At 58.0% G+C, this 25,485-nt stretch carries 26 protein-coding genes; 7 read left to right on the top strand and 19 right to left on the bottom strand.

Annotation, left to right across the window (positions count from 1 at the left end):
* Positions 1 to 30: 30 nt before the first annotated feature.
* The 5 genes from Q8M42_RS12040 to flgB form a co-directional block, all read right to left on the bottom strand.
* Complete coding sequence (locus Q8M42_RS12040) at positions 31 to 771, bottom strand: flagellar basal body rod protein FlgF (protein ID WP_304870038.1); 741 nt, start codon at positions 769 to 771, stop codon at positions 31 to 33.
* A gap of 206 nt (positions 772 to 977) precedes the next feature.
* Positions 978 to 2,294: a flagellar hook protein FlgE gene (flgE, locus tag Q8M42_RS12035; RefSeq protein WP_304870040.1), complete on the bottom strand. Its 1,317-nt coding sequence runs from the start codon at positions 2,292 to 2,294 to the stop codon at positions 978 to 980.
* Positions 2,295 to 2,348: 54 nt separating this feature from the next.
* Positions 2,349 to 3,017, bottom strand: coding sequence for a flagellar hook assembly protein FlgD (gene flgD, locus Q8M42_RS12030; protein ID WP_304870042.1), 669 nt, complete (start codon positions 3,015 to 3,017; stop codon positions 2,349 to 2,351).
* Positions 3,018 to 3,042: 25 nt separating this feature from the next.
* Positions 3,043 to 3,486 (bottom strand): flagellar basal body rod protein FlgC, encoded by a 444-nt coding sequence (flgC, locus tag Q8M42_RS12025; protein WP_304870043.1) that lies wholly within the window; start codon positions 3,484 to 3,486, stop codon positions 3,043 to 3,045.
* 15 nt (positions 3,487 to 3,501) lie between these two features.
* A complete protein-coding gene (gene flgB / locus Q8M42_RS12020; RefSeq protein WP_304870045.1) occupies positions 3,502 to 3,909 on the bottom strand; it encodes a flagellar basal body rod protein FlgB in 408 nt (135 codons plus the stop codon).
* Between the two features lie 388 nt (positions 3,910 to 4,297).
* Between flgB and Q8M42_RS12015 the strand changes: the two genes are divergently transcribed.
* A complete protein-coding gene (locus tag Q8M42_RS12015) occupies positions 4,298 to 4,516 on the top strand; it encodes a bacterioferritin-associated ferredoxin (RefSeq protein ID WP_304870047.1) in 219 nt (72 codons plus the stop codon).
* A 268-nt stretch (positions 4,517 to 4,784) separates the two neighbouring features.
* Positions 4,785 to 5,255, top strand: a complete 471-nt coding sequence (bfr, locus tag Q8M42_RS12010) for a bacterioferritin (protein ID WP_296219633.1) — start codon at positions 4,785 to 4,787, stop codon at positions 5,253 to 5,255.
* A gap of 72 nt (positions 5,256 to 5,327) precedes the next feature.
* Here bfr and grxD read toward each other — a convergent pair whose 3' ends face one another.
* Together grxD and Q8M42_RS12000 are read right to left on the bottom strand one after the other, a co-directional pair.
* The gene (gene grxD, locus Q8M42_RS12005) at positions 5,328 to 5,654 is read right to left on the bottom strand and encodes a Grx4 family monothiol glutaredoxin (RefSeq protein WP_090387563.1); all 327 of its coding nucleotides are present in this window, start codon (positions 5,652 to 5,654) and stop codon (positions 5,328 to 5,330) included.
* A gap of 120 nt (positions 5,655 to 5,774) precedes the next feature.
* The gene (locus Q8M42_RS12000; protein WP_304870051.1) at positions 5,775 to 7,883 is read right to left on the bottom strand and encodes a molybdopterin oxidoreductase family protein; all 2,109 of its coding nucleotides are present in this window, start codon (positions 7,881 to 7,883) and stop codon (positions 5,775 to 5,777) included.
* Positions 7,884 to 8,192: 309 nt separating this feature from the next.
* Here Q8M42_RS12000 and argF point away from each other — a divergent pair, with 309 nt between their 5' ends.
* Both argF and Q8M42_RS11990 read left to right on the top strand, forming a co-directional pair.
* A complete protein-coding gene (gene argF, locus Q8M42_RS11995; protein WP_304870053.1) occupies positions 8,193 to 9,113 on the top strand; it encodes an ornithine carbamoyltransferase in 921 nt (306 codons plus the stop codon).
* Positions 9,110 to 10,216: an ABC transporter ATP-binding protein gene (locus tag Q8M42_RS11990; RefSeq protein WP_304870055.1), complete on the top strand. Its 1,107-nt coding sequence runs from the start codon at positions 9,110 to 9,112 to the stop codon at positions 10,214 to 10,216. The genes argF and Q8M42_RS11990 overlap by 4 nt, the downstream gene beginning before the upstream one ends.
* A gap of 4 nt (positions 10,217 to 10,220) precedes the next feature.
* Here Q8M42_RS11990 and Q8M42_RS11985 read toward each other — a convergent pair whose 3' ends face one another.
* Complete coding sequence (locus Q8M42_RS11985) at positions 10,221 to 11,021, bottom strand: PhzF family phenazine biosynthesis protein (protein WP_304870057.1); 801 nt, start codon at positions 11,019 to 11,021, stop codon at positions 10,221 to 10,223.
* 342 nt (positions 11,022 to 11,363) lie between these two features.
* Here Q8M42_RS11985 and Q8M42_RS11980 point away from each other — a divergent pair, with 342 nt between their 5' ends.
* The gene (locus Q8M42_RS11980; RefSeq protein ID WP_304870059.1) at positions 11,364 to 12,593 is read left to right on the top strand and encodes a hypothetical protein; all 1,230 of its coding nucleotides are present in this window, start codon (positions 11,364 to 11,366) and stop codon (positions 12,591 to 12,593) included.
* A 33-nt stretch (positions 12,594 to 12,626) separates the two neighbouring features.
* On the opposite strand, the gene Q8M42_RS11975 is transcribed toward Q8M42_RS11980, so the two are convergent.
* The 5 genes from Q8M42_RS11975 to Q8M42_RS11955 form a co-directional block, all read right to left on the bottom strand.
* On the bottom strand, positions 12,627 to 13,403 hold the full coding sequence (locus Q8M42_RS11975) for an ABC transporter substrate-binding protein (RefSeq protein ID WP_304870061.1): 777 nt from the start codon (positions 13,401 to 13,403) through the stop codon (positions 12,627 to 12,629).
* 45 nt (positions 13,404 to 13,448) lie between these two features.
* Entirely contained in the window at positions 13,449 to 14,936 is a 1,488-nt protein-coding gene (gene glpK / locus Q8M42_RS11970; protein ID WP_090248293.1) for a glycerol kinase GlpK, read from the bottom strand.
* 38 nt (positions 14,937 to 14,974) lie between these two features.
* Positions 14,975 to 15,445 (bottom strand): Cys-tRNA(Pro) deacylase, encoded by a 471-nt coding sequence (ybaK, locus tag Q8M42_RS11965; protein WP_304870064.1) that lies wholly within the window; start codon positions 15,443 to 15,445, stop codon positions 14,975 to 14,977.
* A 759-nt stretch (positions 15,446 to 16,204) separates the two neighbouring features.
* Entirely contained in the window at positions 16,205 to 17,272 is a 1,068-nt protein-coding gene (locus Q8M42_RS11960) for a hypothetical protein (protein WP_304870065.1), read from the bottom strand.
* Complete coding sequence (locus tag Q8M42_RS11955; protein ID WP_304870067.1) at positions 17,269 to 18,393, bottom strand: DNA cytosine methyltransferase; 1,125 nt, start codon at positions 18,391 to 18,393, stop codon at positions 17,269 to 17,271. The genes Q8M42_RS11960 and Q8M42_RS11955 overlap by 4 nt, the downstream gene beginning before the upstream one ends.
* 367 nt (positions 18,394 to 18,760) lie before the next feature.
* Here Q8M42_RS11955 and Q8M42_RS11950 point away from each other — a divergent pair, with 367 nt between their 5' ends.
* Both Q8M42_RS11950 and glpD read left to right on the top strand, forming a co-directional pair.
* A complete protein-coding gene (locus Q8M42_RS11950) occupies positions 18,761 to 19,519 on the top strand; it encodes a DeoR family transcriptional regulator (protein ID WP_304870069.1) in 759 nt (252 codons plus the stop codon).
* Between the two features lie 165 nt (positions 19,520 to 19,684).
* Positions 19,685 to 21,226, top strand: coding sequence for a glycerol-3-phosphate dehydrogenase (gene glpD / locus Q8M42_RS11945; RefSeq protein WP_304870071.1), 1,542 nt, complete (start codon positions 19,685 to 19,687; stop codon positions 21,224 to 21,226).
* Positions 21,227 to 21,235: 9 nt separating this feature from the next.
* Here the strand turns inward: glpD and Q8M42_RS11940 are convergent, their stop codons facing one another.
* The 6 genes from Q8M42_RS11940 to Q8M42_RS11915 form a co-directional block, all read right to left on the bottom strand.
* On the bottom strand, positions 21,236 to 21,961 hold the full coding sequence (locus Q8M42_RS11940) for a TadE/TadG family type IV pilus assembly protein (protein ID WP_304870073.1): 726 nt from the start codon (positions 21,959 to 21,961) through the stop codon (positions 21,236 to 21,238).
* The gene (locus Q8M42_RS11935) at positions 21,933 to 22,385 is read right to left on the bottom strand and encodes a tetratricopeptide repeat protein (RefSeq protein WP_304870075.1); all 453 of its coding nucleotides are present in this window, start codon (positions 22,383 to 22,385) and stop codon (positions 21,933 to 21,935) included. Before Q8M42_RS11935 ends, Q8M42_RS11940 begins: the two co-directional genes overlap by 29 nt.
* Positions 22,373 to 22,726, bottom strand: coding sequence for a DUF192 domain-containing protein (locus Q8M42_RS11930; RefSeq protein WP_304870077.1), 354 nt, complete (start codon positions 22,724 to 22,726; stop codon positions 22,373 to 22,375). Before Q8M42_RS11930 ends, Q8M42_RS11935 begins: the two co-directional genes overlap by 13 nt.
* Entirely contained in the window at positions 22,726 to 23,604 is an 879-nt protein-coding gene (locus Q8M42_RS11925; protein WP_305284046.1) for a type II secretion system F family protein, read from the bottom strand. The genes Q8M42_RS11930 and Q8M42_RS11925 overlap by 1 nt, the downstream gene beginning before the upstream one ends.
* Before the next feature lie 2 nt (positions 23,605 to 23,606).
* Entirely contained in the window at positions 23,607 to 24,464 is an 858-nt protein-coding gene (locus Q8M42_RS11920; protein WP_304870081.1) for a type II secretion system F family protein, read from the bottom strand.
* Positions 24,465 to 25,485, bottom strand: a 1,021-nt coding sequence (locus Q8M42_RS11915) for a CpaF family protein (RefSeq protein ID WP_305284045.1), incomplete at its 5' end; no start/stop codon positions are given.

Genomic DNA, 25,485 nt, shown 5'->3' with positions numbered 1-25,485 from the left:
CGTCGTTTTAACGGCGCCGCGTGCTGATAATTAGGTCATTTGCAAGACGCGCGCCATGGCCGCCGAATTGTCTTCGGCGGTGCGCATCATCTTCACTTGCAGCTCGAATTGGCGGGACAGCGAGAGAATCGCGGTCATCTCTTCCACGGCGTTGACGTTGCTCGATTCGAGAAAGCCCGAGGTGATTTCCATATTGGCGTCTGCCAGTACCGGGCCCTGGCCCTTGAAGCGGATCATCCCGTCGGTGCCCTTCTCCATCTGCTTGAGGTCCGGGTTGACCAGCTTCAAACGGTCCACCTCGGCCAGCACGTTAGGTGCCTCGCCCAGGGCGCGGATGCTGATGGTGCCGTCCTTGCCGATCTCGATTTTCTGCTCAGGCGGTACCGCAATCGGCCCGGCGTTGCCCATCACCGGCAAGCCATTGCCGGTACGCAAAACACCCAGGGCATCGACGTTCAAGCTGGCGGTACGCACATAGGCTTCGCTGCCATCGGGCGCTTGCACGGCCAACCAGCCCTTGCCGCCTACCGCCACATCCAGATCGCGACCGGTTTCCTGCAGCGAGCCTGGGGTGAAGTCAGTACCCGGGCGTTCGCTCATGGCGTAGACACGCGACGGATAACTGTCACCAAAGATCGGCATGGAACGCGCCTGCTCGAAATCCCGGCGGAAACCATTGGTGGTGATGTTTGCCAGATTGTTGGCATGGGCACGCTGGGCCAGGGTGTTCTGGTGGGCCCCAGTCATGGAAACGTACAGCATCTTGTCCATGGTCATTCTCCGAGTGGGCTTGCCGCCCCGCTGCTCTATGCAAGCCATAAAGCAATGGCTGTGCCAGCACTCGAAAAATCAATTTAACTTATTGATTTAAATAGACTTTAAAAAACAAAAAAGGCTCCACATGGAGCCTTCTAAATATCAGCGCGGCGTACTTTTGCCGCCGACGACAGGCGCTTGCCTGCCGTCGGCAACAGCTATCAACGCAGGTTAATAATGGTCTGGGTTACCGCGCTTTCGGTTTCGATGGTTTTAGCGTTGGCCTGGTAGTTGCGCTGCGCCACGATCAGGTTGACCAGCTGATCCGACAACTCAACGTTGGAGTCCTCCAGCGCACCAGACTGCAGCGCGCCCAGGGTACCGCTGCGCGGCGTACCGACCACCGGCTCCCCCGAGGCAAAGGATTGTACCCAGGCGGTCTTGCCCACCGGCGTCAAGCCTTGCACGTTGGCGAAGTTGGCCAGAATCACCTGCCCCTGAACCTTGGATTGACCATTGGTGTAGCGGGCAAAGATCACCCCGGTATCATCGATTTCCAACCCAGCCAATTGACCGGTGGTGTAACCATCCTGACTGACCCGGTTTACCGCAAAGTTACTGGCAAACTGCGTTGAGGCGCGCACATCCACAGCCACACCCGCAGCGCTGGCAGTAGCGCCGTTGCCACTCCACACAGGTGGGATGGAATTGTCCGGCGCTGCCGGCACCCAGGTGGTTAGATTAATAAGACCATTGGCGTCGACAGTAAAACCGGTCGGCGTCGAGGCAATCAGCGCGGGAATATCCAACTGTCCGGCCGTGGTGAACTGCAGATCCACTGACGAAGGCGTGGTCAGCGTCGGGTCATCCGGGTTGCGCCCATCAATCAGCACATTCATCTGCCAAGTATTGGGCCCCGTTTTGAGGAAGTACTGGGTGAATACGTGAGAGTTACCCTGGGTGTCGTAAATATTGGTCGACGTCGACGAGTTATAAGTCGTGGGGTCCGACGGATTGAACGGCACGGTAGTCGGGACTTTATTGGTCGAATTGAGGTTGAACACTTGCTCAAGCTTCTCGGTTGCTCGGGGCTCCTGGCTGGCAGTCTCGATGCGCAAATCGTTGATGATGCCATTCTGCAAATTACCATTGGCATCCACCGCATAGCCCTGCAGGCGATAACCAAAGTTATTCACCATAAAGCCATCACGGTCGGTGCCGAAGTAACCGGCACGGGTATAACTCACCTCACCGTTGTTGCTGGTCTGGAAAAAACCATTGCCATTGATCGCCAGGTCCAGGGCGTTCTGCGTGTAATTGATATTGCCCTGATTAAACAGTTGCGAGACATCACCGAGCAGCACACCACTGCCCTGCGGATTGGAGCCAGAGCCCAGCACCGAGGCTGCATAGACATCGGCAAACTCGGCACGCGACTGCTTGAAGCCGGCAGTGCCTGCGTTGGCGATGTTGTTGCCGGTCACATTGAGGTCACTGGTTGCGGCACGCAGACCGCTCAGACCGATATTGAAACCCATGGAAGACTCCTTTGCCGGACAGCCGGCGGCTAAAACCTGGCTAAAACCTGTTAGTTACTGACCGATCACCTGGACCTGCGACATCGGCACACTGCCAAGCCCCGCCAGGTTCAACATCAACTCTTTGCCGCCCAGGGTGACGCTGTCGACGTTGGCCGGCAGCATGGTGTACAACCCTTTGGTGCCATCGGCGTAGGTGGCCTGCGCCTCGAACTTGTAAGTGCCGGGCGGCAACAGATTGCCGCTGGCGTCCTTACCATCCCAGATAAAGCTGACATTACCCGCCGCCTGTTCACCCAGATTGACCCGCCCCACCGCAGAGCCCGCCGTGTCATAGATGTTGACGTAGACGTTGCTACTGCTGACGGGCAATACCAGGCTGGCCTTGAAGCTCTCGCTGGTATCGACCACCGCCTTGTCCGTCGGGATGATCACCTTGCGCCCCACCAACGAAGACGCCTGCAGCGCCTGGGACGACTGATAGCCAGTGAGCAGCGAACCCATGCTGGTATTCAGCTTCTCGATCCCTTCGACCTGGCTGAACTGCGCCAACTGGGCGATAAACTCACCATTGCTCTGCGGCTCAAGCGGGTTCTGGTTATTCAACTGCGCCACCAACAGATTCAGGAACTCGTTCTTGCCGAGGTCTTTATTGGTGGTACGCTCATTTTTGATCTGGTACTGATCCAGTGCCGTACCGCTGACGTCGCCAACAGTGCTCATAGGTCTGCGCTCCTTATTCGCAGGCTTACTGACCGAGGGTCAATACGCGCTGCATCATCTGCTTGGCGGTGTTCATCATTTCAGTGTTGGTCTGAAAGGCCCGACTGGCAGAAATCATGTCGGCCATCTCTTCCACCACATTGACATTGGGGTAGTACACATAGCCGCCGGCATCGGCTGCTGGATGATTCGGCTCATAGCGCGGCATCAGGCTGCTCTGATCCTCGACCACACCCAACACCTGCACGCCGACTCCGGCATTGTCCTGATCGGCAAACAGCGAACCACGGTCGCCGCCCTGCGCTGACTGGAACATGGTGGCAAACACCGGATGCCGCGCACGATAGGTCTGATCGATACTCGAGGAGACCGTTTCGGCGTTGGCGATGTTGCTGGCAATGGTGTTCAGGCGAGTGCTCTGGGCGCTCATCCCGGTTCCGGCGATGTTGAAAACACTGGCTAGTGACATGGCATCAGGCTCCTATTAATCGCCGCGCAGGGCGCTGACCAGCCCTTTGAATTTGCTATTGAGAAAGGTAAAGCTGGCCTGGAACTGCACCGAGTTTTCCGCGTAATTGGATTGCTCGATCTGCAGGTCGACGGTGTTCTGATCAATCGAGGGATGGAACGGGGTGCGGTACGCCAGGCTGGCATCCCCGACCATCACGCCATCGGCAGGGATATGCTGACTGTTAGTTCGATTCAGGCTGACCTGACCACGCTGGTTTTTAGCGCTTTGCTCGGCCAGCACAGTGGCGAACTGCAGATCACGCGCCTTGTAGTGCGGCGTGTCGGCGTTGGCGATGTTGTTGGCCAACACCTCGGCGCGCTGAGCGCGAAAGCCCAGTGCCTGTTCATGGATGCCGAGTGCCCGATCGAAACTGATGCTCATGGTCAGAAACCTTTGCCGGTTGGTCTTGCTACTTTCCGTGCAAGACCATAAGCAATGCCTGTGCCATATTATTTTTTACTTATTTATCATCAACTTAACTTAAAAATACAGCACTTGGAGCGGCAAAGCGGCAAGCGCTTTCCGCCTATGGGCAAGCAAGCGGCAAGCGGGTTGGGCCTATTGCCGCTCGCGCGGCACATTTCAGCGCAACGCTGCACGGCCACGACGGCTTACATGCAGGTCACGCCCCATCATCCGCAGCCAGATGCGGCACTGCTCACCACCGCCCGTCAGGCAATTCGCAATCAACCACACACAGTTTTGACAAGCATTCTCATTAACATTAGTATCCGTCGCACGAACCACTGCCCTGCCACGAGCCTTAATCATGTACGTGTGTCTCTGCGAAGGTATTACTGACGGCCAGATCCGCGAAGCCATCTACGAAGGCTGCTGCAGCTACCGTGACGTGCGCGCCACCCTCGGTGTTGCCAGCCAATGCGGCAAATGCGCCTGCCTGGCCAAGCAAGTGGTCCGCGAAACATTGAGCGACGTGCAGAGCAGCCAGGCAGCCATGGCCTACCCGGCAAACTGTGTTGCCGCCTGAATCTAGCGATATACAAAAACCGGACCTTGTGTCCGGTTTTTTATGGCCGCCATCCATGACGACCAACCTGCGAGCCGTCGCTGGGCGACGTTAAAAATCTCTCCCGGACATTTTTATGCCTGAAATTCAATGCCTTAGCGGCAAAGCGCAGAACTTAAGCATTCGTATTCATATTAATTTTAGCTTTAAATTCAAATACTTAGGTTTGACAGTCGAAAACCATCGGCCCAGAATTTGACGCTAACTCCCCTGCAAGGCAGACGCAGACATGAAAGGCGACAAGAAGGTCATCCAGCATCTGAACAAGATCCTCGGTAACGAGCTGGTCGCGATCAACCAGTACTTCCTGCACGCACGCATGTATGAAGACTGGGGCCTGAAGAAACTCGGCGAGCATGAGTATCACGAGTCCATCGACGAGATGAAGCATGCGGACAAGCTGATCAAGCGCATCCTCTTCCTCGAAGGCCTACCCAACGTGCAAGACCTCGGCAAGATCCTGATCGGTGAAAACACCAAGGAAATGCTCGAGTGCGACCTGAAGATCGAACACAAAGCGCATATCGACCTAAAAGCAGCGATTGCCTACTGCGAAAGCATCGGGGACTACGCCAGCCGTGAACTGCTGGAAGAAATCCTCTGCTCCGAAGAAGACCACATCGACTGGCTGGAAACCCAACTCAGCCTGATCGAGGCCGTGGGCTTGCAGAACTATCTGCAATCGCAGATGGACGAATAAACCAAAACGCTTGCGCCATAAACAACAAACCCCGCACTTGGCGGGGTTTGTTGTTTATGCAGTCTGCTTGGCTTAGGCGTCGGCTTTCTGCACAGCGTCCTTGATCAGGGTCTGCAGCTCACCCTTATCGAACATTTCCGCGAGGATGTCGCTGCCGCCGACCAGCTCACCACCGACCCACAGCTGTGGGAAGGTTGGCCAGTTGGCGTACTTCGGCAGGTTGGCGCGGATTTCCGGGTTTTGCAGGATGTCGACGTAGGCGAATTTCTCGCCACAGGCCATCACTACCTGCGCAGCTTTGGAGGAAAAGCCGCACTGCGGAGCGTTCGGCGAGCCTTTCATGTACAGCAGAACGGTATTTTTAGCGATCTGCTCTTTGATGGTTTCGATGATATCCATTGGGCACCTCAGGACTTAACTTCCCGACTCACGGGTCGGCACGGTGGCGGCATTGTAGCGAAAAGCCGAGCGCAATGCTCGGCCTTCCCTGCCACTTTCCTTGTGCCGAAGATCACTTGGTCAAGCGGCCTCAACCTGCACGGGAACACCGTTCAACGCAGCATTGCCGGACAAGGCGTCGAGTTGCCGCTCATCAGTCAGGTCATTGGCGCTGGCGCCTGGCTGCTCGCTGGCAATGCTCATCTGCACGCCTGGGCGGGCGTGACCCCAGCCATGCGGCAGGCTGACCACGCCAGTCATCATGTCCTCACTGGCGGCCACTTCCACTTCAATGACACCGACCCGCGAACGCACGCGCACCAATTGGCCATCGGTCAGCCCGCGCTGGCTCAGATCCGCCGGGTGCATCAGCAACTGATGGCGCGGCTTGCCTTTAACCAGGCGGTGGTAGTTATGCATCCAGGAGTTATTGCTGCGCACATGGCGTCGACCGATCAGCAGCAGCTCGTCCGCCTTGGCTGTAGGCTGCGCCGCAAAGCGTTGCAAGTCGGCCATGATCACTGCCGGCGCCGCCTGAATCTGCTTGTTGGCGGTTTTCAGGCGATTGGCCAAATTGGGCTTGAGCGCCCCCAGATCGAGCCCATGCGGATGCTCACGCAGCGCAGCCAAAGACAGCTTATGTTCCGACTTGTCGCCGTAGCTGCCAAAACGCAGGCCCATGTCGATCATCTGCTCAGGCGCCATGGTCGGCTTGAGTTCCACGCCAGTCTTGGCAGCAAAGGCCTTGGCCAGACCGACAAAGATTTCCCAGTCATGCAGCGCACCCGCCGGCTTGGCCAGCACCGCCTCATTGAAGCGGGTGACATTGCGCACCGCGAACATATTAAAGGTGGTGTCGTAGTGATCGTGCTCCAGAGGCCCAGTCGGCGGCAGAATCAGGTCGGCATAACGGGTGGTTTCATTGATGTAGAAGTCGATGCTGAGCATAAACTCCAAGCCATCCAGCGCCTGCTCCAGCTGCCGGCCATTGGGTGTGGACAGCACCGGATTGCCCGCCACCGTGACCAGCGCCCGCACCTGCCCTTCACCCTGGCTGAGCATTTCCTCGGCCAGGGCAGACACCGGCAATTCACCGCCGTACTCCGGCAAGCCGGACACGCGGCTTTGCCAGCGATTGAAATGCCCGCCTGAGGTCGAGGCCACCAGGTCCACGGCCGGCTCGGTACAAAGCACGCCACCGACGCGATCCAGATTGCCAGTGACCAGGTTGGTCAATTGCACCAGCCACTGACACAAGGTGCCGAAGGCCTGGGTGGACACGCCCATGCGGCCATAGCACACAGCGGATTCGGCAGCGGCAAAATCGCGCGCCAACTGGCGGATCGTTTGCGCCGGCACGCCGCATTGGGCGCTCATGCTTTCGGCGGTGAAACCGGCAATCGCCTGACGCACCTCATCCAGCCCATCAACTGCCAGGTGGCTCACACGCCCCAGACTTTCTTCAAACAGGGTATTGAGCAGGCCGAACAGCAGCGCAGCGTCCTGACCGGGGCGGACGAACACATGCTGGTCGGCAATCGCCGCAGTCTCGCTGCGACGCGGATCAACCACCACCAGTTTGCCGCCGCGCTTCTGGATGGCCTTCAGGCGCTTCTCCACATCCGGTACGGTCATGATGCTGCCGTTGGACGCCAGCGGGTTGCCGCCGAGAATCAACATAAAGTCGGTGTGGTCGATGTCCGGAATCGGGATCAGCAGGCCGTGGCCGTACATCAGGTGACTGGTCAGGTGATGCGGCAGCTGATCGACCGAGGTAGCCGAATAACGGTTACGGGTTTTCAGCTGGCCAAGGAAGTAGTTGCTGTGGGTCATCAGGCCGTAGTTATGCACACTCGGATTGCCCTGATACACCGCCACGGCGTTTTGCCCATGCTGCGCCTGAATCGTGCTCAGACGCTCGGCTACCCGCTCGAAGGCGTCATCCCACTCGATGGCCTGCCACTCATTGCCGATGCGGCGCATGGGCTGGCGCAGGCGGTCGGGATCGCTCTGGATATCCTGCAGGGCCACGGCCTTGGGGCAAATATGGCCACGGCTGAAGCTGTCCTGGGCATCGCCCTTGATCGAACGGATCTGCGTGGAGCCGTCGTCCTGCACGTCGGTTTCAATGGTCAGGCCACAGATGGCTTCGCAGAGATGGCATGCACGGTGGTGGAGGGTCTTGGTCATGGCCGGGCCTCTTGTTTTAACGCGATGCGCTGAGCACCGTAAAGGCATGACTATGGCGGCTGGTGCGGACGTGCGCCAGCAGGGTTCGCTGCGTGAATTGCGCGGCATCAGGTCAGCCGATAGATGGTTCTCGCCCCCGTTCAGTTCACCCGCAAACCGCAGGCAATTTGCGCCTGATCGGCGTTTGCTTATAAGATCGCGACTTCCCCGTTTCGTCGCATAGTGCGGCCCCCCAGCCGTAGGTTCTGCCGTTTCTTCTATTTAATTAGGCCATTGAACCTGCGCCCAGCTGTCAAAAGGTAGTTAACGATGAGCGCAAGACACTTTCTCTCGCTGATGGATTGCACACCAGACGAACTGGTGAGCCTGATCCGCCGCGGCATGGAGCTGAAGGACTTGCGTAACCGCGGCGTACTGTTCGAGCCGCTGAAGAATCGCGTACTGGGCATGATCTTCGAGAAGGCTTCGACCCGTACCCGGCTGTCGTTTGAAGCCGGCATGATCCAGCTCGGCGGCCAGGCCATCTTCCTCTCGCCGCGTGACACCCAGTTGGGCCGTGGCGAGCCGATTGGCGATGCGGCCATCGTCATGTCGCGCATGCTTGATGCGGTGATGATCCGCACCTTCGCCCACAGCACCCTGACCGAATTTGCCGCCAACTCGCGCGTGCCGGTGATCAACGGCCTGTCCGATGACCTGCACCCCTGCCAGTTGTTGGCCGACATGCAGACCTATCAAGAACAGCGCGGCAGCATCAAAGGCAAAACCGTGGCCTGGATCGGCGACGGCAACAATATGTGCAACTCCTATATAGAGGCGGCCATGCAGTTCGACTTCCAGCTGCGCGTGGCCTGCCCCGAGGGCTATGAGCCGAATGCCAAATTCCTCGCTGCAGCCGGCGAGCGTGTGCAGATTCTGCGTGACCCGCTTGCCGCCGTTGCCGGCGCGCACCTGGTGAGCACCGACGTGTGGGCCTCCATGGGCCAGGAAGACGAAGCCGCCGAGCGCTTGAAGTTATTCCAGCCCTACCAGGTCAACCGTGCGCTGCTCGATGCAGCCGCAGAAAACGTGCTGTTCCTGCACTGCCTGCCGGCCCATCGTGGCGAAGAAATCAGCGAGGATCTGCTCGACGACCCGCGCTCGGCAGCCTGGGATCAGGCCGAAAACCGCCTGCATGTACAGAAGGCACTGCTCGAACTTCTGGTTGAGCCGGCGTACCACCACGCATGAACCAAGCCCTGCTGAACCTGCGCGAGCTGAGCTGCGGCTACCCCGGACACAAGGTGGTGCAAAACCTCAACCTGCACCTGAATGCCGGCGATATCGGCTGCCTGCTCGGCCCTTCTGGCTGCGGCAAGACCACCACGCTGCGGGCGATTGCCGGTTTCGAGCCGGTGCTGGAAGGCGAGATTCAGCTGGCCGATCAGGTGATCTCCAAGGCCGGCTTTACCCTGGCCCCGGAGAAACGCCGGATCGGTATGGTGTTTCAGGATTACGCGCTGTTCCCGCACCTGAGCGTGGCCGAGAACATCGGCTTCGGCATCCGCAAGCAGCCCAACTGCGAGCGGGTTACCCAGGAGCTGATGGAGCTGGTCAAACTTGGCCACCTCGGCAAGCGCTACCCGCATGAGCTGTCCGGCGGCCAACAGCAGCGCGTGGCCCTGGCCCGCGCTCTGGCCCCGGAACCGCAATTGCTGCTGCTCGATGAGCCCTTCTCCAACCTCGATGGCGAGCTGCGTCGGCGCCTGAGCCATGAGGTGCGCGACATTCTCAAGGCGCGCGGCACCAGCGCGATTCTGGTGACCCACGATCAGGAAGAAGCCTTTGCCGTCAGCGATCACGTCGGGGTCTTTCATGAGGGCAAGCTGCAGCAGTGGGACACCCCGTTCAACCTCTACCACGAACCGCTAACGCCCTTTGTCGCGAGCTTTATCGGCCAGGGCTACTTTATTCGCGGCCAACTGCTCAGCCCGGACTCGGTACAGACCGAACTGGGCCTGATTCGCGGCAATCGTGCTTACACCTGGCCAACCGGCAGCGCGGTGGACGTGTTGCTGCGCCCGGACGATATCGTTTATGACCCGGACAGCACGCAAAAAGCGCTGATCGTCGGTAAGACCTTCCTCGGCGCAGCCACCCTGTATCGCCTACAGCTACCCACCGGCAGCCAGCTGGAATCAATCTTCCCCAGCCACGCCGACCACCTGCCCGGCCAGCAGGTCGGCATTCGCGTTGCCGCCGACCATCTGGTGGTATTCCCCGCTCCGGGCAGCATCGCCGCCCAGGTCAACCTGGGGGAGTCGGGGGTACGCCGCTACAGCAGCGACAGCTAAGCGGCTACGACAAAAATAGCCGGCCACTGGCAATCAATAGCGCCTGGCCGGCGATCTTCACCCGCTCGCCAGCCAACTCACAATGCAGTTCGCCGCCACGCGCCGAACACTGCAAGGCACTCAGCCGGGACTTGTCCAAGCGCTGCGCCCAGTAGGGCGTCAGCATGCAGTGGGTCGAGCCGGTCACCGGGTCTTCATCGATACCAATGAAAGGGGCGAAGTAGCGCGAGACAAAATCGTGCTCATCACCAGGCGCACTGATCAGCAAGCCCAGCCCCGGCAAGCGGGCCACGGCTGCCAGATCAGGCTGAAAAGCCCGCACTGCAGCTTCGTTCGGCAGAATCGCCAGCAGCTCCTGAATGCCCTGCCCTTCATACAGCGCCAATACGCTTTCAACCGGCTGGCCCAGCGCCTGTTCCACGTCTGCACGTAACTCACACGGCTGCACGCGGCGCACGGGGAAATTCAGCACCAGCTTGCCGCCTGCGCGACTGACCTGCAGTGCGCCGGACAGACAGGTGAAATCCAATACCTCACCCGGTTCGTCATACACCTCAAACAGCACATGGGCACTGGCCAATGTGGCGTGACCACACAGCGGTACTTCCGCCGTTGGGGTAAACCAACGGATATGCCAGGCCGCGCCTTCCTTCACCACAAAGGCGGTTTCCGCCAGGTTGTGCTCGGCGGCAATCTGCTGCATCAGCGCGTCGTCAAGCCAACTGTCTAGGCGATAAACCATCGCCGGGTTGCCGGTAAACGGCTGCGTAGCAAAGGCATCGACTTGGTGAAATTCAAGCTGCATGGAGCGACTCCCCTTATCTGTGATGGCGCAGAGCATGCCGCAGCGCGCCAACGTGCACCCACTACAGCGGCCGACGATTGCGCCGGTACAGCTGCACCGTGTGAATGCGCACCGGGCAGCGACGGTGCACGGGTTAATCGCCAAAGGCTCTTAAAAACTCACTAATACGTAAGAAATCAGCAGCTTATAAATCCTGGCACGCCGCCTGCTATGAGCCACCCCGGTCAGCACAACGGCGTGTCTGCCACTCAACCGACAACGACGTCATAGCACCCCTCTCCTTTCGAGACATGGGCGCTGTGGCGTTTTTTTTTGCGTTTTTTGGCTTACAGGAAGACCCCTATGCGCATGATGAACCTGTCCCTGCTGTCGCTGGCCATTGCCGGCACCACCCTCAGCCACGCCGCCTTTGCCGAAGAATCCTTCAGCAACCTGTTCAGCGAGGCCAAGCCGATTCTCGACGCGCGCTACCGCTATGAGCATGTCGACCAGGACAACGCCCTCAAGCACGCCAACGCGCAAACCCTGCGCACCCGCGTCGGCGTGCAGAGCGGCAAGTGGTACGGCCTGTCGGCACTGATCGAGGCCGACAACGTCAGCCGTATCGGCGATGCCAGCTACAACGAAACCCGTAATGGCCAAAGCGAGTACTCAGTGGTCGCCGACCCGGATGGCAGCGAAATCAATCAGGCCCTGCTGCGCTACGACCACCAATACGGCAGCGCGGTACTGGGTCGCCAACGGATCAACCTGGACAACCAGCGCTTCGTTGGCGGCGTGGCCTGGCGGCAGAACGAGCAGACCTACGACGGCGCCCTGGCTCAACTCAAACCGCTGGCCGGGCTGACCCTGACCTACGCCTATATCGACAACATCAACAGCATCTTCGGCCCTGGCAACGGTCAGAACGACACTGCGGCCAACCCGGCCAATATCGAAGGCCACAGCCACCTGCTCAACGCCCAGTACATCCTGATGCCCGAGCTGACCGCCACCGCCTACCAGTACCGCCTGGGCCTGGACAACCTAACGGCCGGCAGCCAGTCGAGCAAGACCACCGGCCTGCGCCTCAACGGTGCCATCGCTGGCGTCAGCTACGTGCTGGAATACGCGCAGCAAAGCGAATACGCCGATAACCCGCGGGATCTGGATAGCGACTACTACCTGGCCGAACTCGGTTACACCGTCCAAGGCGTGGCGCTGAAAGCCGGCTATGAAATGCTCGGCGGCGACGAGGGCCCAGGCAACCGCGCCTTCCAGACCCCGTTGGCGACCAAGCATGCGTTTCAGGGGTGGGCCGATATCTTTCTGATGACGCCCGCTGGCGGCGTCAAGGATGCCTACGCTGGCGTCACCGCGCCGTTGTTCGGCGGCACCCTGCAGGCCTGGTACCACGACTTTCGCGCTGAACAGGGCAGCAGCCAATATGGCGAAGAGATCAATCTGTCCTACGCCCACCCGATTCCGGGCGTAAAGGGTCTGATTGGGCTGGTCAAATACGCCAGCTACGACGCCGACGACTTTGCCGTCGACACCGACAAAGCCTGGCTGCAAGTGCAATACAGCTACTGATGCTCGCGGCCCTGGCAACGGGGCCGTTTCAAATCAGGGCGTGCCCACGCCATAGGCCTGCAGCAGCTGCTGCAAACGGCCATTGGCGCGATAGCGCTGCACGCCCTGCTCGAACAACGCGACATAGCGTGGGCTGGACTCCAGTGCCGGGGAGAACGCCAGGTAGATCGGCACATCCGGAGCGCGGCACCCGGCCTCACGCAAGCCTCCCGCCTGCCCCTGACTGGCCAGCATGGCCTGCATCACCCAGGCGTTTTCCAGCACTACATCCACCCGGCCGTGCATCAGCTTGCCGATGTTCAAGGCCAATGCCGTATCACCGGCGGCAATCTGGATGCGCTCGCTGTCAGCGTGGTGCAAGGCGATATAGGTGTTCAGTTCATCACCGTAGCTGTAGTCATTGATCACCCCAAGGCGTTGTCCGGCGAGCGAAGCGGTACCGGTAAAACGCCAGGTCGAATCCGGCAAGGTGAAAAAGCAGTTACGTGATGACGCCACGGGCGTGGTGCCAAAAAGAAAATCCGGCGCATCTTCGACGCCCGCGCCGATTGCCGCATTCAAGTGCCCGCGGCGCACCTGTTGCAGGGTGCGCGCCCAATTCAGCGCCTGGTACTGCACCTCGATACCGGATTCGGCAAAGATCTCCCGCGCCAGCTCAACAAATATGCCTGGCCGCTCGGCGCCTGGCTGGCAATTCACCGGGCACCAGATATCCCCGGCGATCACCAGCGTCTCGGCCCGCGCCCAGCCGGCTACGCCCAGCAGCGTCAACAACAATCCACGAGCAACCAGCTGACGGCATATCGACATGCAGGGCTCCAAAGACCAATAAGCTTGCAGCGAGTTTTACCATCCTCAGCCTTCGCTGCGCACCCTTTTCACCGCATCCAGCCACCCGTCATAGAGTTTGCTGCGATGACTGTCCGCCATGCGCGGATCGAACCGCTGCTGACGGTGCCAATGCCGGGCAATGCTTGCCAAGTCCTTATAAAGCCCAGCCTGCAAGCCCGCCAGATAGGCCACGCCGAGCGCCGTGGTTTCGGTGACTTCCGGACGTTCCACCGGTACCCCCAAGATGTCGGCGAGAAACTGCATGACCCAGTTGTTTTCCACCATGCCGCCATCGACCCGCAGCGCACTCGGTTCGGCCGCGCCGTCCTGGCGCATGGCTTCGAGCAGGTCACGGGTCTGATAGCACACTGACTGCAAGCCGGCGGTGACGATTTCCTTGATCCCGGTATCGCGGGTCAGACCGAAGATTGCACCACGGGCTTTCGGGTCCCAGTACGGCGCGCCCAGGCCGGTGAAGGCTGGCACTAGGTAAACGCCGCAGGCATCACCGGTCTGCTCGGCCATGGCTTCGGTATCTCGGGCATGACTGATCAGCTTGATGCCATCGCGCAACCACTGCACAGCAGCGCCAGCGACAAAGATGCTGCCCTCCACTGCATAGGTGACCTGGCCATTCAGGCGATAGCCAACCGTGGTGAGCAGGCGGTTTTTCGAGATCACCGGGGTGCTACCGGTGTTCTGGATCATGAAACAGCCGGTGCCATAGGTGCTTTTGACCATACCTGGCTCGAAGCACGCTTGACCGATCAGGGCTGCTTGCTGATCACCGGCCATGCCCAGCACCGGAATGGCGGCGCCGAGCAGATTGGCGTCAGTAATGCCGAAATCAGCGGCGCAGTCGAGCACCTCCGGCAGCAGGCTGGCGGGAATCTCGAACAGCTTGAGCAGCTCTTCATCCCACTGCTGGGTGTGGATATTGAACAGCAGGGTGCGCGAGGCGTTGCTGGCATCTGTCTTGTGCGACTTGCCACCGGTCAGGCGCCACAACAAAAAGGAATCCACGGTGCCAAAGCGCAGCTCGCCACGTTCGGCGCGCTCACGGGCGCCGGGCACTTTATGCAGAATCCAGCGCAGCTTGGTGGCCGAGAAATACGGATCAATCAGCAGCCCGGTCTTGGCCGCTACCGCCGCTTCATGCCCGGCGTCTTTCAGCTCGGCGCAATAGTCAGCGGTACGGCGGTCTTGCCAGACAATCGCCGGATGGATCGGTGTACCGGTCTGCGCATCCCACACTAGCGTGGTTTCACGCTGATTGGTGATGCCGATAGCCGCCACATCACTGGCACTCAAGCCGCTCTGCTTGAGCGCCTCACGGCATACTTTGAGGGTGCTCAGCCATAGCTCTTCGCCGTCATGTTCAACCCAGCCATCCTGCGGGAAGTATTGCTTGAACTCCTGCTGCGCACGCGCGACGGGCAGCCCTTGGGCACTGAAGACAATTGCCCGGCTACTGGTGGTGCCTTGGTCAATGGCAAGCAGGTAATGAGACATGCAAGGTTTCCTTATTGTTATGGCGTCGAGCGACTTGTTCAGGGGCGGCCAATGGGTGCGAACACGGCCTGCGTCAGCTGGGCCAGCACGGTAGCCTCCAGCTGCACCTCCAGGCCGCGCCGCCCGGCACTGATATAGATATTAGGGAAGTGCTGCGCCGATTCATCAATAAAGGTACGCAGGCGCTTCTTCTGCCCCAGCGGGCTGATGCCGCCGAGCAGGTAACCGGTAGCACGCTGTGCAGCAGCGGGGTCGGCCATATCGGCTTTCTTCACCCCGGCTGCCTGCGCCAGGGCCTTCAGGTCAAGCGTGCCGGCCACCGGCACCACCGCCACCAGCAGCTCGCCCTTCTCGCTGGCCGCCAGCAGGGTCTTGAACACCTGAGCAGGCTCAAGATTGAGCTTTTCCGCAGCTTCCAGGCCATAGGAAGCCGCCTTGGGGTCGTGGTGATAACTGTGCACCTGGTGCACAGCCTGGGCTTTTTTCAGCAGATCAATGGCAGGAGTCATGTTCGAATGTGAAAAAAATCTGACAAAGTTGGCGTACCTTAGCCGAAAAACTGCCAGGAGCAGTTTTTAACGTCGAATAGCCACGCGTCCGCAGAGTAGACTTCAGGGATCGCAGATATCTGGCCATGAGGGAATGCATCCTCATAAGTTTAGTCTCGCCGGGCCTCTATAAATCGCATTTTTCACAGCACGTATTCAATGCGTGCGATATTGGCCTTCAAAGTAGCTGAAATAGATTTAGTGGTTTTGATCACCGCTTTCAGCCTTTCCGTGGTTACGTTTTCGTCATCCGAAACAACAGCTAACTCAATCTTTACCTACACCAGCAAATCGATATCCTTATCAATGCAGCCCTCTATTTTCTTGAGAAGCTTGAGCGCATCTAATTAATCGAAAAATCATCTTGCATATTCAGGCACAGCTCAAAAATACGGCAACTTCTCTCCAAAGAGAGAAGATCAACGACACGAAGCTCTTCAAAGCGCTTTTTACGTAAGAACTCATGCGATAGAGCTAATAAACAATTCGATGCGGCGGCCATAAAAAATGAGATTTTTTTCATTTCACTGAAGAAGGATCAATAACAATCCGAGCAACCGTTTCGTCACACCATGATGAATAACAGATTTATAAACATCATTAAAAAATAACAACCTAGCAAAAAACTGATCTTGGATATTTTAGAGGCAGCAGATGCACAACACTGACACCATAAACTCTTTAGATACTTACTCGAACCAATATCAAAATAGATAGATTCTAATCTAGTATCTCAAAATCAGAAATCAATGGGGCGGCATGTGCTTCGTGATTTATAACTGAAGCGACTGGCGAAAAAGGGAGCAAACTAAAAAGATTTCCAAAATTGTAACGCCACTGCAAAGCAAAGCTCATGCCAATTTTCCCATCCAGAGGGCTTTTCAAAAACCGTTGCCATTCATTGTCATTGGGAAGGCGTGCGAAGTCTTTATGATTTTCTATAACCCAATCATTGCAAGCATTTATAATAGTTGAAACTTTTTGATTGGAATCACGTATAGCTATTATTTTATGCAATTCATCTGTTGAATTCGGCTCCACACCCTTTTTGATATCATCTTTGAGTTTTCTTTGGAAGTCCTGCTCAATGGCATTGACCAGCTCATTGAGGGCGGCGTCATCTTGATACAGTGAATTTACAAGCCGCAGAAGAGACTTTGCTCGCCAGTCTTGCTGATTTATATGACATAGGAATTGAAGCATCTTCTTGCACAATGACTCGCTTTCTTCATAAAGCATCTGTTTGTTTTTTGACGCAATCATGCAGAGATTTCTGTCAGCTATCTCACTTCCCCTCAAATATGCAGCCTTGATAATCTGAATCCTAACAGGGGGTGGGTTTTTTTTGGCGGTTTGATAGTCTGTCAACAAAATAACTGCATCGCTTTCATTTCCGAGAACTCGCTCGTAAGCAGAAAAAAACGGCTCGCTTGTACAAAAATTTTCAGATGGCGATTTAACACCGAGACCCAAAAGTGGAATGTCTACACCTTTTGCCGGATTAACCTCAAGCGGCGGGATTTTGAAGGATGAAAGTGTATGCCGCTCCAGCACGCCAAGCAGGGTCATTTCAATAACACTGCCAATAGTCTTCCCGTCTAAATTCGGCATAGACTGACCGGTCGCTAAAAGCTCGTACCAGTGTGGAAGCTTTCCACCTCGCCCAACCCTCTGCAGTATGCTTTTTATTTCCTCCACGCCTTCGCCGCGAAGATACTGATTAAGTCTTTCAACAATTCCAGGCAAATTATTTTTTACATGTTCCCGGAGTACATAACTATCAGTCATACCAATTCCATTTGCGCCGAGGAGGATTCAAAGTTTGTACCAGTATTTGAGATAGTTCTTTTGATTGCCCATCGAACCAAAGCAGGTGGCACAGCGTTTCCATACAATGGATACTGAGTATAAAGCCTTGCCGATGCGCAATGATCATCCGGAAAGCCCTGAATTCTGGCATACTCGATAGCTGTTAGACGTCTAAACTCACCTCCAATCTTGTAACGCTCATAGTGCCGGCTTGTTGTGCAGGTCAAAGTCGGAGCTACCCCCTCAACCCCAAAAATCGAGTACCCCATCCTGGCACCGCCTTTCTGGTTATACAAAATCTCTACACCATTATAAAATCTATTAACCTCTTCACTATTTTTAATTCTTTCCAGAGTATCTTCAGTGAAGTAAAAAGAGCAATCTGGACGCTCCTCAAGAACGTCTTTCAGCTTTACTGATTTTTCTGCCTCGGAAAAACCTTCAATCTTTGCATGAAAAAACCTCCCATTAAGTGCCACCCCCCAGGGATGAAATTTAGACCCGTGATCTTCAATACTTTTCCAGTGATCTGTGTTAGAAGCTATAGCTGCCTGATGAGGTGTTAACTCGGAGATATCCGAGCTTGTACACAAGTAAGATTTTGGACTGTGATCCCTACGACCGACAATCACAACTCGCTCTCGATATTGAGGCAATCCAAAATTTACTGCATTTAGCAGCCTCCACTCCACTAAATAGCCAATTCCTGAAAGTGCGTCTAATATGGTTGCAAAGTGCTTACCGTTATCCATTGACAAGAGTCTCTTGACATTCTCAAGCACAAAATACTTTGGCTTTTTCTGTTCAAGAATGTGAACTATCTTTTCAAACAGCGTACCCCTGGCATCTTCAAGCCCAAGCTTCCGACCCGCACTTGAAAATGGCTGGCATGGAAACCCACCCGTTAGAAGATCATGATCGGGAATATTATCCAGATAGTCCGCTATATCCCCAAAATGATAGTTTTCCTCGCCAAATCTTTGTTGATAAACTTTTGCGGCGGCAGGACTGATGTCATTTGCCCAAACTGTTTCAATCCCTAGCGAGTCACACGCAATTCTAAATCCGCCAATTCCAGAAAACAGCTCAATTGCTTTCATATGATCTCTATCTAACTAAATATTCATTTCGACCAGGCAAGTCGGGACAGCCTAAACCGATCTATGTAATGCATGGATTTTCTCTTTATGAGCCGCACTTTACCAATTTTTTAGCGAGGTGCGTGGCTTGCGACATATGTTGCTCATCCGAATCGACCGTGGCCAAGCACGGAATTTAACAGGTCACGGCTACCGATCGACGGCAAACGCCTGCCCACATCACCTTAGTCACTCCTGCCAGACGCCCACAGAGCGGGAGTCATTTTTAACGTCGTGCTGCGAGGACTTGCAGGGTGAGGCCTGGATGACACGACCAGAAATCTACCGACCAGCAGTCTATAATGCCGCGCACTTTCAAGGAGCTCTCATGACCCTGCCACCCCGCCAACACGACATTCTCGAACTTGCCCGCGAACGCGGCTATGTCAGCATCGACGAGTTGGCCCAGGCATTTGCGGTGACTCCGCAGACCATTCGCCGCGACATCAACCAACTCGCCGAACAGGGGCTGCTGCGCCGTACCCACGGTGGTGCGGCCAGTGAAAGCTCCAGCACGCAGAACACTGCCTACAGCATGCGCGCCGGGCAGATGCGCGATGAAAAGCAACGCATCGCCGCCGCCATCGCCGCGCAGATTCCCAACCACGCCTCGCTCTTCATCAACATTGGTACCACCACCGAAGCCATTGCCCGTGAGCTGCTCGGCCACAAGGGCCTGAAGATCATCACCAACAACCTGCACGTGGCCGCCCAACTCAGCGCCAAGGCCGACTTCGAGGTGCTGCTGGCCGGCGGTACGGTGCGCAGCGACGGCGGCATCGTCGGCCAAGCAGCGGTGGATTTTATCCAGCAGTTCAAGGTCGATTTCGCCCTGGTGGGCATCAGCGGTATCGATGAAGACGGCAGCTTGCTCGACTTCGACTACCAGGAAGTGCGCGTCTCCCAGGCGATTATCAGCAATGCGCGCCAGGTATTTCTGGCCGTCGACTCCAGCAAATTCGGCCGCAACGCCGTGGTGCGCTTGGGTTCGGTTGCCCTGGTCGACCGAGTGTTTACCGATACCGCGCCGTCCGCGGCAATCAACCGCCTGCTCGCCGAGCACAAGGTGCACCTCGACCTGGTGTAAGCCCGTCAGCGCAGGCCTGGCATCTGCCTAGCCCATATTCCTCTGCCAATACCTGACGACCACTGGGCGCGAAAGCGCATTCCGGGGTGGCGAAGCCGTGCTTATTCGACTAGCATATTTTCGGAAGTGAACATTAAAAGTTCAATACTGACTTTCGGTGCCGCCATGCCTACTCGTCCCGCCAGCAACACTCCACTCGCTGAAGTCTATGACCTTGCCGTGATCGGCGGCGGCATCAATGGTGTCGGGATTGCCGCCGATGCAGCTGGGCGTGGCCTGTCCGTGTTCCTTTGTGAAAAGGACGACCTGGCGCAGCACACCTCGTCGGCCAGCAGCAAGCTAATCCACGGCGGCCTGCGCTACCTGGAGCACTACGAGTTCCGCCTGGTGCGTGAGGCGCTTGCCGAGCGTGAAGTGCTGCTTACCAAAGCCCCGCATATCGTCAAACCCATGCGTTTTATCCTGCCGCACCGCCCGCACCTGCGCCCGGCCTGGATGATCCGCGCCGGGCTGTTTCTCTACGACCACCTGGGCAAGCGCGAGAAGCTGGCTGGTTCACGCGGCCTGCGTTTCGGCGCCGGCAGCCCGCTACAGGCCGAGATCAGCCGCGGTTTTGAATATTCCGATTGCTGGGTCGATGACGCCCGCCTGGTGGTACTCAATGCCATGGCCGCCCGCGAGCAAGGCGCCCACGTGCACAGCCGAACCCGTTGCGTCAGCGCGCGGCGCAGCAAGGGCCTGTGGCATATCCATCTGGAGCGCAGCGACGGCAGCCTGTTCTCGATTCGTTCCCGCGCCCTGGTCAATGCTGCAGGCCCCTGGGTCGCAAAATTTATCCGCGAGGATCTGAAACAGGAATCGCCGTACGGCATTCGCCTGATCCAGGGCAGCCATATCGTCGTGCCACGCCTGTTCGACGGCGAGCAAGCCTACATTCTGCAGAACGAAGACCGCCGTATCGTGTTTGCCATCCCCTATCAGGAGCGCTTCACCCTGATCGGCACCACAGACCGCGAATACCAGGGTGACCCGGCCAAGGTGGCGATCAGCGACGAAGAAACCGACTACCTGCTGAAGGTGGTCAACGCACACTTCAAGAAGCAGACTCAGCGCAGCGATATCCTGCACACCTATGCCGGTGTGCGGCCGTTGTGTGACGACGAGTCGGACGATCCATCGGCAGTCACCCGCGACTACACCCTGTCGCTGTCTGGCCACCCCGGCGAAGCGCCACTGCTCTCGGTGTTTGGCGGCAAGCTGACTACCTACCGCAAGCTCGCCGAATCGGCGCTGGCGCAACTGGCACCGTTCTTTCCCAAGATGGGCCCAAGTTGGACCGCCAGCAGCCTGCTACCCGGCGCAGAGCAGCTGGACAGCCAGAGCGCTTTGGTGGAAGCGCTGTGCGCACGCTTTGGCTGGCTGCCCACCTCACTGGCACGGCGCTGGGCCAGCAGTTACGGCAGCCGCAGCTGGGTGATGCTCAAAGGCGTGAACAACCTCAGCGACCTCGGCGAACACCTGGGCGGCGGCCTGTATACCCGTGAAGTCGACTACCTGTGCCAGGAAGAATGGGCGATGCAGGCGGACGATATTCTCTGGCGCCGCAGCAAGCTTGGCCTGTTTACCACCCCGGCGCAGCAAGCCAAGCTCGACAGCTACCTGCGCATCGAATCACCGCGCAGCCCGGAAGATGCTCACGCGGCCTGATTGGTTGTTTCAGGGGCAGAGCATCTTCTTGCCCGCCCCGCAGTTTTCCGCGTCATGCACAGCTGCCGACTGCATACGCACCGTTGCCTCTGCAGTCAGGACAAAGCCCTTGCGCGTGCCACAGATGGCCGCGTACTGATCCCATGATTGCTTGGAGTTTTCGCTGAAGCTGCCGCCGGATTGGCGCTGATTGAATTTTGATGCGGTGCTGAGTAGGTTCTCAACCATTGGCACGATCAGTTTCACGCAGTACTGCACACGTATTTTCAGCAGATTGGCATCTTGAATCGACACCGGGTTCTGCTGAGCCGAGCGGTACATCAGGTTGTCATTAGGGATGGCTTGAGCGGTTTGGCCGCTGCTTAGCAGCCCGGCATGGGGAACTTGCCAGGCGTTGAAGCTGTTGAGCGCCGGGCTGATGCGGGTGATCAGCACGAAGTTGTCGACCTCCTCGGCGGTTTTGTCCATCCGCTCGGTTTCCGGGAACTGCGAAAACATCGGGTACATGCCGCGCAGCAGGCCGCGACGCATGCTTTCGTATTGCGCGTTATTCACCGCACCGAGGCGTGCCGCCTGGAAAGCTGCGTAGTTCAGTCCGCTTTTCGCCGAATAGATCAGCGTCGCTTGAAAGGCCCCGAAGATCAGCAGGATCAACACCGGGATGATGATCAGGAACTCAACCATGGCCTGCCCACGGTTCAGCCGGCTACTCGGTACTGGCTGGGGCGTGCTCATTGAACACCTCGATCAGTTGCTCGGCGCGCTCCAGGGCCGAGCGTGCCCCAGGGTTCTTCCTATCCAGATAGCGGCGTGCCTCCATCGCGGTCAGCGTCAGCTCCTGCGCTTGCAGCTGCATCAGGTTGTACCAGGCGCCGGCGTGTTGCGGGTCACGCAGCAAGGCTTCGCGATAGGTGCGGATCGCCAGGCCATGATTGCCTTCGCGCGCCAGACTATTGGCCAACCGATAACGGGTGTCGGCATCAGTGGGCATCTGCGCCGCCAGCTTTGCGTAATACTCGCTGGAGCGTGCGTAGCTGCCTTTGGCATAGGCCTGTTGCGCCTGGCGCTCAAGGTCGAGCAGGTCGTTTGAGCCGCCGAGCCCGAGCCCTGCGCAGCCCTGCAACAAAACGCTCAGGGCGATGATGATTAAGCCACGCATTGGATCTGGTCCCCCGCTGTAATGTTCAGCCGCAGGCATTCGCCTGCGGCCATTTCGATAACGCTGCTGGCTGGCCAGCACAGACTCAGTTGCCAGGGCCGCAGCTGTGTGCGGATTTGCAGCACCCGCTGTTGCTCATCCAGGTAGATCACATCAATGGCGAAGCGCATAAACCAGCAATGCACGGAATTACACGGTCGCAGCCATAGGCCATGGCCGGCCGGCAGGGCTTTGTAGCCGAGCAAACCGCGCAGGCGCGCCCAAGGTGTGTGGGCAAGTTGCAGCTGTAATCGGCTGGACGGGCGATTGCCAGCGGCGTGCACAACCAGGGCTTCACGCATCAGGCTTGCCCCATAAACTTGACCACAATCGGGAACAGCAAGATCACGAAGGTCAGCGGGAAGATAAACATGATCAAGGGAATGATCAGCTTCACGGGGGCCTGCATGGCGGTTTTCTCGGCGCGCTGGAAGCGCTCTTCCAGGCGCTGCTGGGCTTGTATCTGCAGGGTGTTGCGCAGGCTGCTGCCCATCTTCTCGGCCTGCACCACCGAGCGCACGAAGGTGGTGACATCCTTCAGGTTGATGCGTTGTTCCATGCGCGCCAGCGCTTCGGCGCGGGGCAGGCCGGAACGGATATCGCGCAACACGATGCGGAACTCGTTTTTCATGGCGCCGTCGGGGCCTTTATCCACGGCCTGCTGCAAGGCGCCGAGGAAGTTCAGGCCAGCGTCGACGCACATGGACAGGTATTCGAGAAACACCGGCAGGTTGCGCACGATGTCGCGGTCGCGGCGCTTGTGCGTGTCACTGATCCACATAACCGGTAAGGCGGCGCCCATCAGCAACATCAGCAACACCACCGACCAAAGAATGCCGCTCTTGCCGCTGGCCATCGGCAGGATCGCCAACACCGGAAACAGCAGCGCCATGGTGATGCACAGGGCGAGAAAGTCTTCGGCGGTGAGCACATAAAGCGCCCCGGTGCGCTGCATGCGCACGTCCAGCCAGTCCATACATTTGGGCGGCAGGTTGCTGCAGGCAAAGTGGCTGACCAGGCGCACCAGCGGCCAGATCGGGCGAATCCAGCTGGGCACCGGGTCCATGTAGGTGCGGTTCTCCGCGGGCAGCAAGGTGAACAGCGACAACACCGCGAGCAGGACGCAGGTGACGGTCACCCCCAGGCTGGCGCTGCTGAAGAGGACAAGAAGTTCGCTCATGATCAGGCGTCAATCCGGGTAATTTTTTTGATGAACATAAAGCCCAGCACTTCCATCACCACCATCACCGCCAGCACCATCAGGCCGTTGCGGGTGGTGTAGAGCTGGCGCATGGCTTCCGGCTCGATAAAGCTGAGGATGATCGCCAGCATGATCGGCAGCATGGCCATGAATGTGCCCTGGGCGCGACCCTGGGCGGTGAGGCTGTCGATCTTGCCCTCCATGACTTTTTTCCGCCGCAGCATGGCGGCCATGCCATTGATGGTTTCCACCAGATTGCCGCCCACTTCGCGGCTGATGCGAATGGCCGAACTGGCCATGATGAATGAGGGCAACGGCAAGCGTTTTTCCAGCTTGATCAGCGCCTCGTCCAGGGTGACGCCGAGGCGGATGTTCTTGATCAGCAAGCCGAACTCCTGGTTCAGCGGCGCCGGCGATTGATGCACCACGTTCTCCAGCGCCATGTTCAGGCTGGCGCCGGATTGCAGGCTGCTGGACAACAGCATGAAGGCATCGGGCAGCTGCTCCTCGAACTTCTTCAGGCGTGCCTTGCGCAGGTGGTTGAACATCAGGTGTGGGGTGAACAGGGTCACCACAATGCCCGCTGCCGTGACCACCGGCAGTTGGAACAACAGTTCGAGCAACACCGGCACCAGCAACAGCAGCACCAGGGTAAGAATGACCACTTGCCGGCCGCTGGTGAAAATAAACATATCGGCCATTTCCAGCTCGGCACGACGGGAAAACTGCCGGCGGTAGTGGTCCAGGTTGTCCGCCACCCGCCGGCTGATCAGCAGGGCCAGGGCGCAGACCGAAACGGCCAGCAGCAGCGCGCACAGCACCAGCCATACGGCGGCCACTTAGAGGCGCTCCTGGGTGTGGAAGATGTCCATGTTCACGCCAATGCCGCGCTTGCTTAGCGCCTCATAGAACTCGGGAATCTGCCCGGTGGCGCGGTAATGCCCCTTGACCCGGCCATGCTCGTCGAAGCCCTGTTGCTGGTAGGCAAAGATCTCGTTGAGCAGAATCGTGCTCTGCTCCATACCGGTGACTTCGGTGATGCTGGTGATACGCCGCGAGCCATCACCAAAGCGCGTTTGCTGCACGATCAGCTGCACGGCTGAGGAGATCTGCTCGCGGATGGCCTGTACGGGCAAATCCATGCCAGCCATCAGCACCATCACTTCCAGGCGGCGCAACATGTCGCGCGGCGAGTTGGCGTGGCCGGTGGTCAGTGAACCATCGTGACCGGTGTTCATCGCCTGCAGCATATCCAGGGCTTCACCGCCACGACACTCGCCGACCACGATGCGGTCGGGGCGCATGCGCAGGCAGTTGCGCACCAGGTCACGAATGGTCACCTGGCCCTTGCCCTCCATGTTGGCCGGGCGCGCTTCCAGGGCGACCACATGGGGTTGCACCAGCTTCAACTCAGCGGCGTCTTCGATGGTCACCACGCGCTCATCCAGCGGGATAAAGTTGGAGAGAATGTTCAGCAGCGTGGTTTTGCCCGAGCCCGTGCCGCCGGAGACCACGATGTTCATCCGCTGCTCCACGGCGATACGCAGAAACTCGACCATGGGTTCATTGATCGAGCCGTAACGCAGCAAGTCATCAGTGGTGAGCTTCTTCTCCGAAAATTTGCGGATGGTCAGGCAGGGGCCGCGCAACGCCAGCGGCGGGATGATGGCGTTGACCCGTGAGCCATCCTTGAGCCGGGCATCGACCATCGGCGAGCTTTCATCGATGCGCCGCCCCAGCGGCGAGATGATCCGTTCGATGGTGGACAGCACAGCCGAGTCGGAGCTGAAGCTGATGCCGGTACGCTCCAGGCGGCCGGAGCGCTCCACGTAAATATCATCGTAACGGTTGACCATGATT

The sequence above is a fragment of the Pseudomonas sp. genome (genome assembly GCF_030684895.1).
GTDB lineage: Bacteria > Pseudomonadota > Gammaproteobacteria > Pseudomonadales > Pseudomonadaceae > Aquipseudomonas.
This window is presented reverse-complemented; position numbering and strand designations above follow the sequence as displayed.

Coding starts and splice junctions, on each gene's coding strand:
- Q8M42_RS11925 (WP_305284046.1), bottom strand. CDS start 23,604: ATGAGCGAACTTCTTGTCCTCTTCAGCAGCGCCAGCCTGGGGGTGACC.
- Q8M42_RS11955 (WP_304870067.1), bottom strand. CDS start 18,393: ATGAAAGCAATTGAGCTGTTTTCTGGAATTGGCGGATTTAGAATTGCG.
- Q8M42_RS11980 (WP_304870059.1), top strand. CDS start 11,364: ATGCGCATGATGAACCTGTCCCTGCTGTCGCTGGCCATTGCCGGCACC.
- Q8M42_RS12040 (WP_304870038.1), bottom strand. CDS start 771: ATGGACAAGATGCTGTACGTTTCCATGACTGGGGCCCACCAGAACACC.
- flgD (WP_304870042.1), bottom strand. CDS start 3,017: ATGAGCACTGTTGGCGACGTCAGCGGTACGGCACTGGATCAGTACCAG.
- Q8M42_RS11930 (WP_304870077.1), bottom strand. CDS start 22,726: ATGCGTGAAGCCCTGGTTGTGCACGCCGCTGGCAATCGCCCGTCCAGC.
- Q8M42_RS11990 (WP_304870055.1), top strand. CDS start 9,110: ATGAACCAAGCCCTGCTGAACCTGCGCGAGCTGAGCTGCGGCTACCCC.
- glpD (WP_304870071.1), top strand. CDS start 19,685: ATGCCTACTCGTCCCGCCAGCAACACTCCACTCGCTGAAGTCTATGAC.
- Q8M42_RS11985 (WP_304870057.1), bottom strand. CDS start 11,021: ATGCAGCTTGAATTTCACCAAGTCGATGCCTTTGCTACGCAGCCGTTT.
- Q8M42_RS11975 (WP_304870061.1), bottom strand. CDS start 13,403: ATGTCGATATGCCGTCAGCTGGTTGCTCGTGGATTGTTGTTGACGCTG.
- grxD (WP_090387563.1), bottom strand. CDS start 5,654: ATGGATATCATCGAAACCATCAAAGAGCAGATCGCTAAAAATACCGTT.
- argF (WP_304870053.1), top strand. CDS start 8,193: ATGAGCGCAAGACACTTTCTCTCGCTGATGGATTGCACACCAGACGAA.
- Q8M42_RS11940 (WP_304870073.1), bottom strand. CDS start 21,961: ATGAGCACGCCCCAGCCAGTACCGAGTAGCCGGCTGAACCGTGGGCAG.
- Q8M42_RS11935 (WP_304870075.1), bottom strand. CDS start 22,385: ATGCGTGGCTTAATCATCATCGCCCTGAGCGTTTTGTTGCAGGGCTGC.
- ybaK (WP_304870064.1), bottom strand. CDS start 15,445: ATGACTCCTGCCATTGATCTGCTGAAAAAAGCCCAGGCTGTGCACCAG.
- flgE (WP_304870040.1), bottom strand. CDS start 2,294: ATGGGTTTCAATATCGGTCTGAGCGGTCTGCGTGCCGCAACCAGTGAC.
- flgC (WP_304870043.1), bottom strand. CDS start 3,486: ATGTCACTAGCCAGTGTTTTCAACATCGCCGGAACCGGGATGAGCGCC.
- bfr (WP_296219633.1), top strand. CDS start 4,785: ATGAAAGGCGACAAGAAGGTCATCCAGCATCTGAACAAGATCCTCGGT.
- Q8M42_RS11950 (WP_304870069.1), top strand. CDS start 18,761: ATGACCCTGCCACCCCGCCAACACGACATTCTCGAACTTGCCCGCGAA.
- Q8M42_RS12000 (WP_304870051.1), bottom strand. CDS start 7,883: ATGACCAAGACCCTCCACCACCGTGCATGCCATCTCTGCGAAGCCATC.
- flgB (WP_304870045.1), bottom strand. CDS start 3,909: ATGAGCATCAGTTTCGATCGGGCACTCGGCATCCATGAACAGGCACTG.
- glpK (WP_090248293.1), bottom strand. CDS start 14,936: ATGTCTCATTACCTGCTTGCCATTGACCAAGGCACCACCAGTAGCCGG.
- Q8M42_RS12015 (WP_304870047.1), top strand. CDS start 4,298: ATGTACGTGTGTCTCTGCGAAGGTATTACTGACGGCCAGATCCGCGAA.
- Q8M42_RS11960 (WP_304870065.1), bottom strand. CDS start 17,272: ATGACTGATAGTTATGTACTCCGGGAACATGTAAAAAATAATTTGCCT.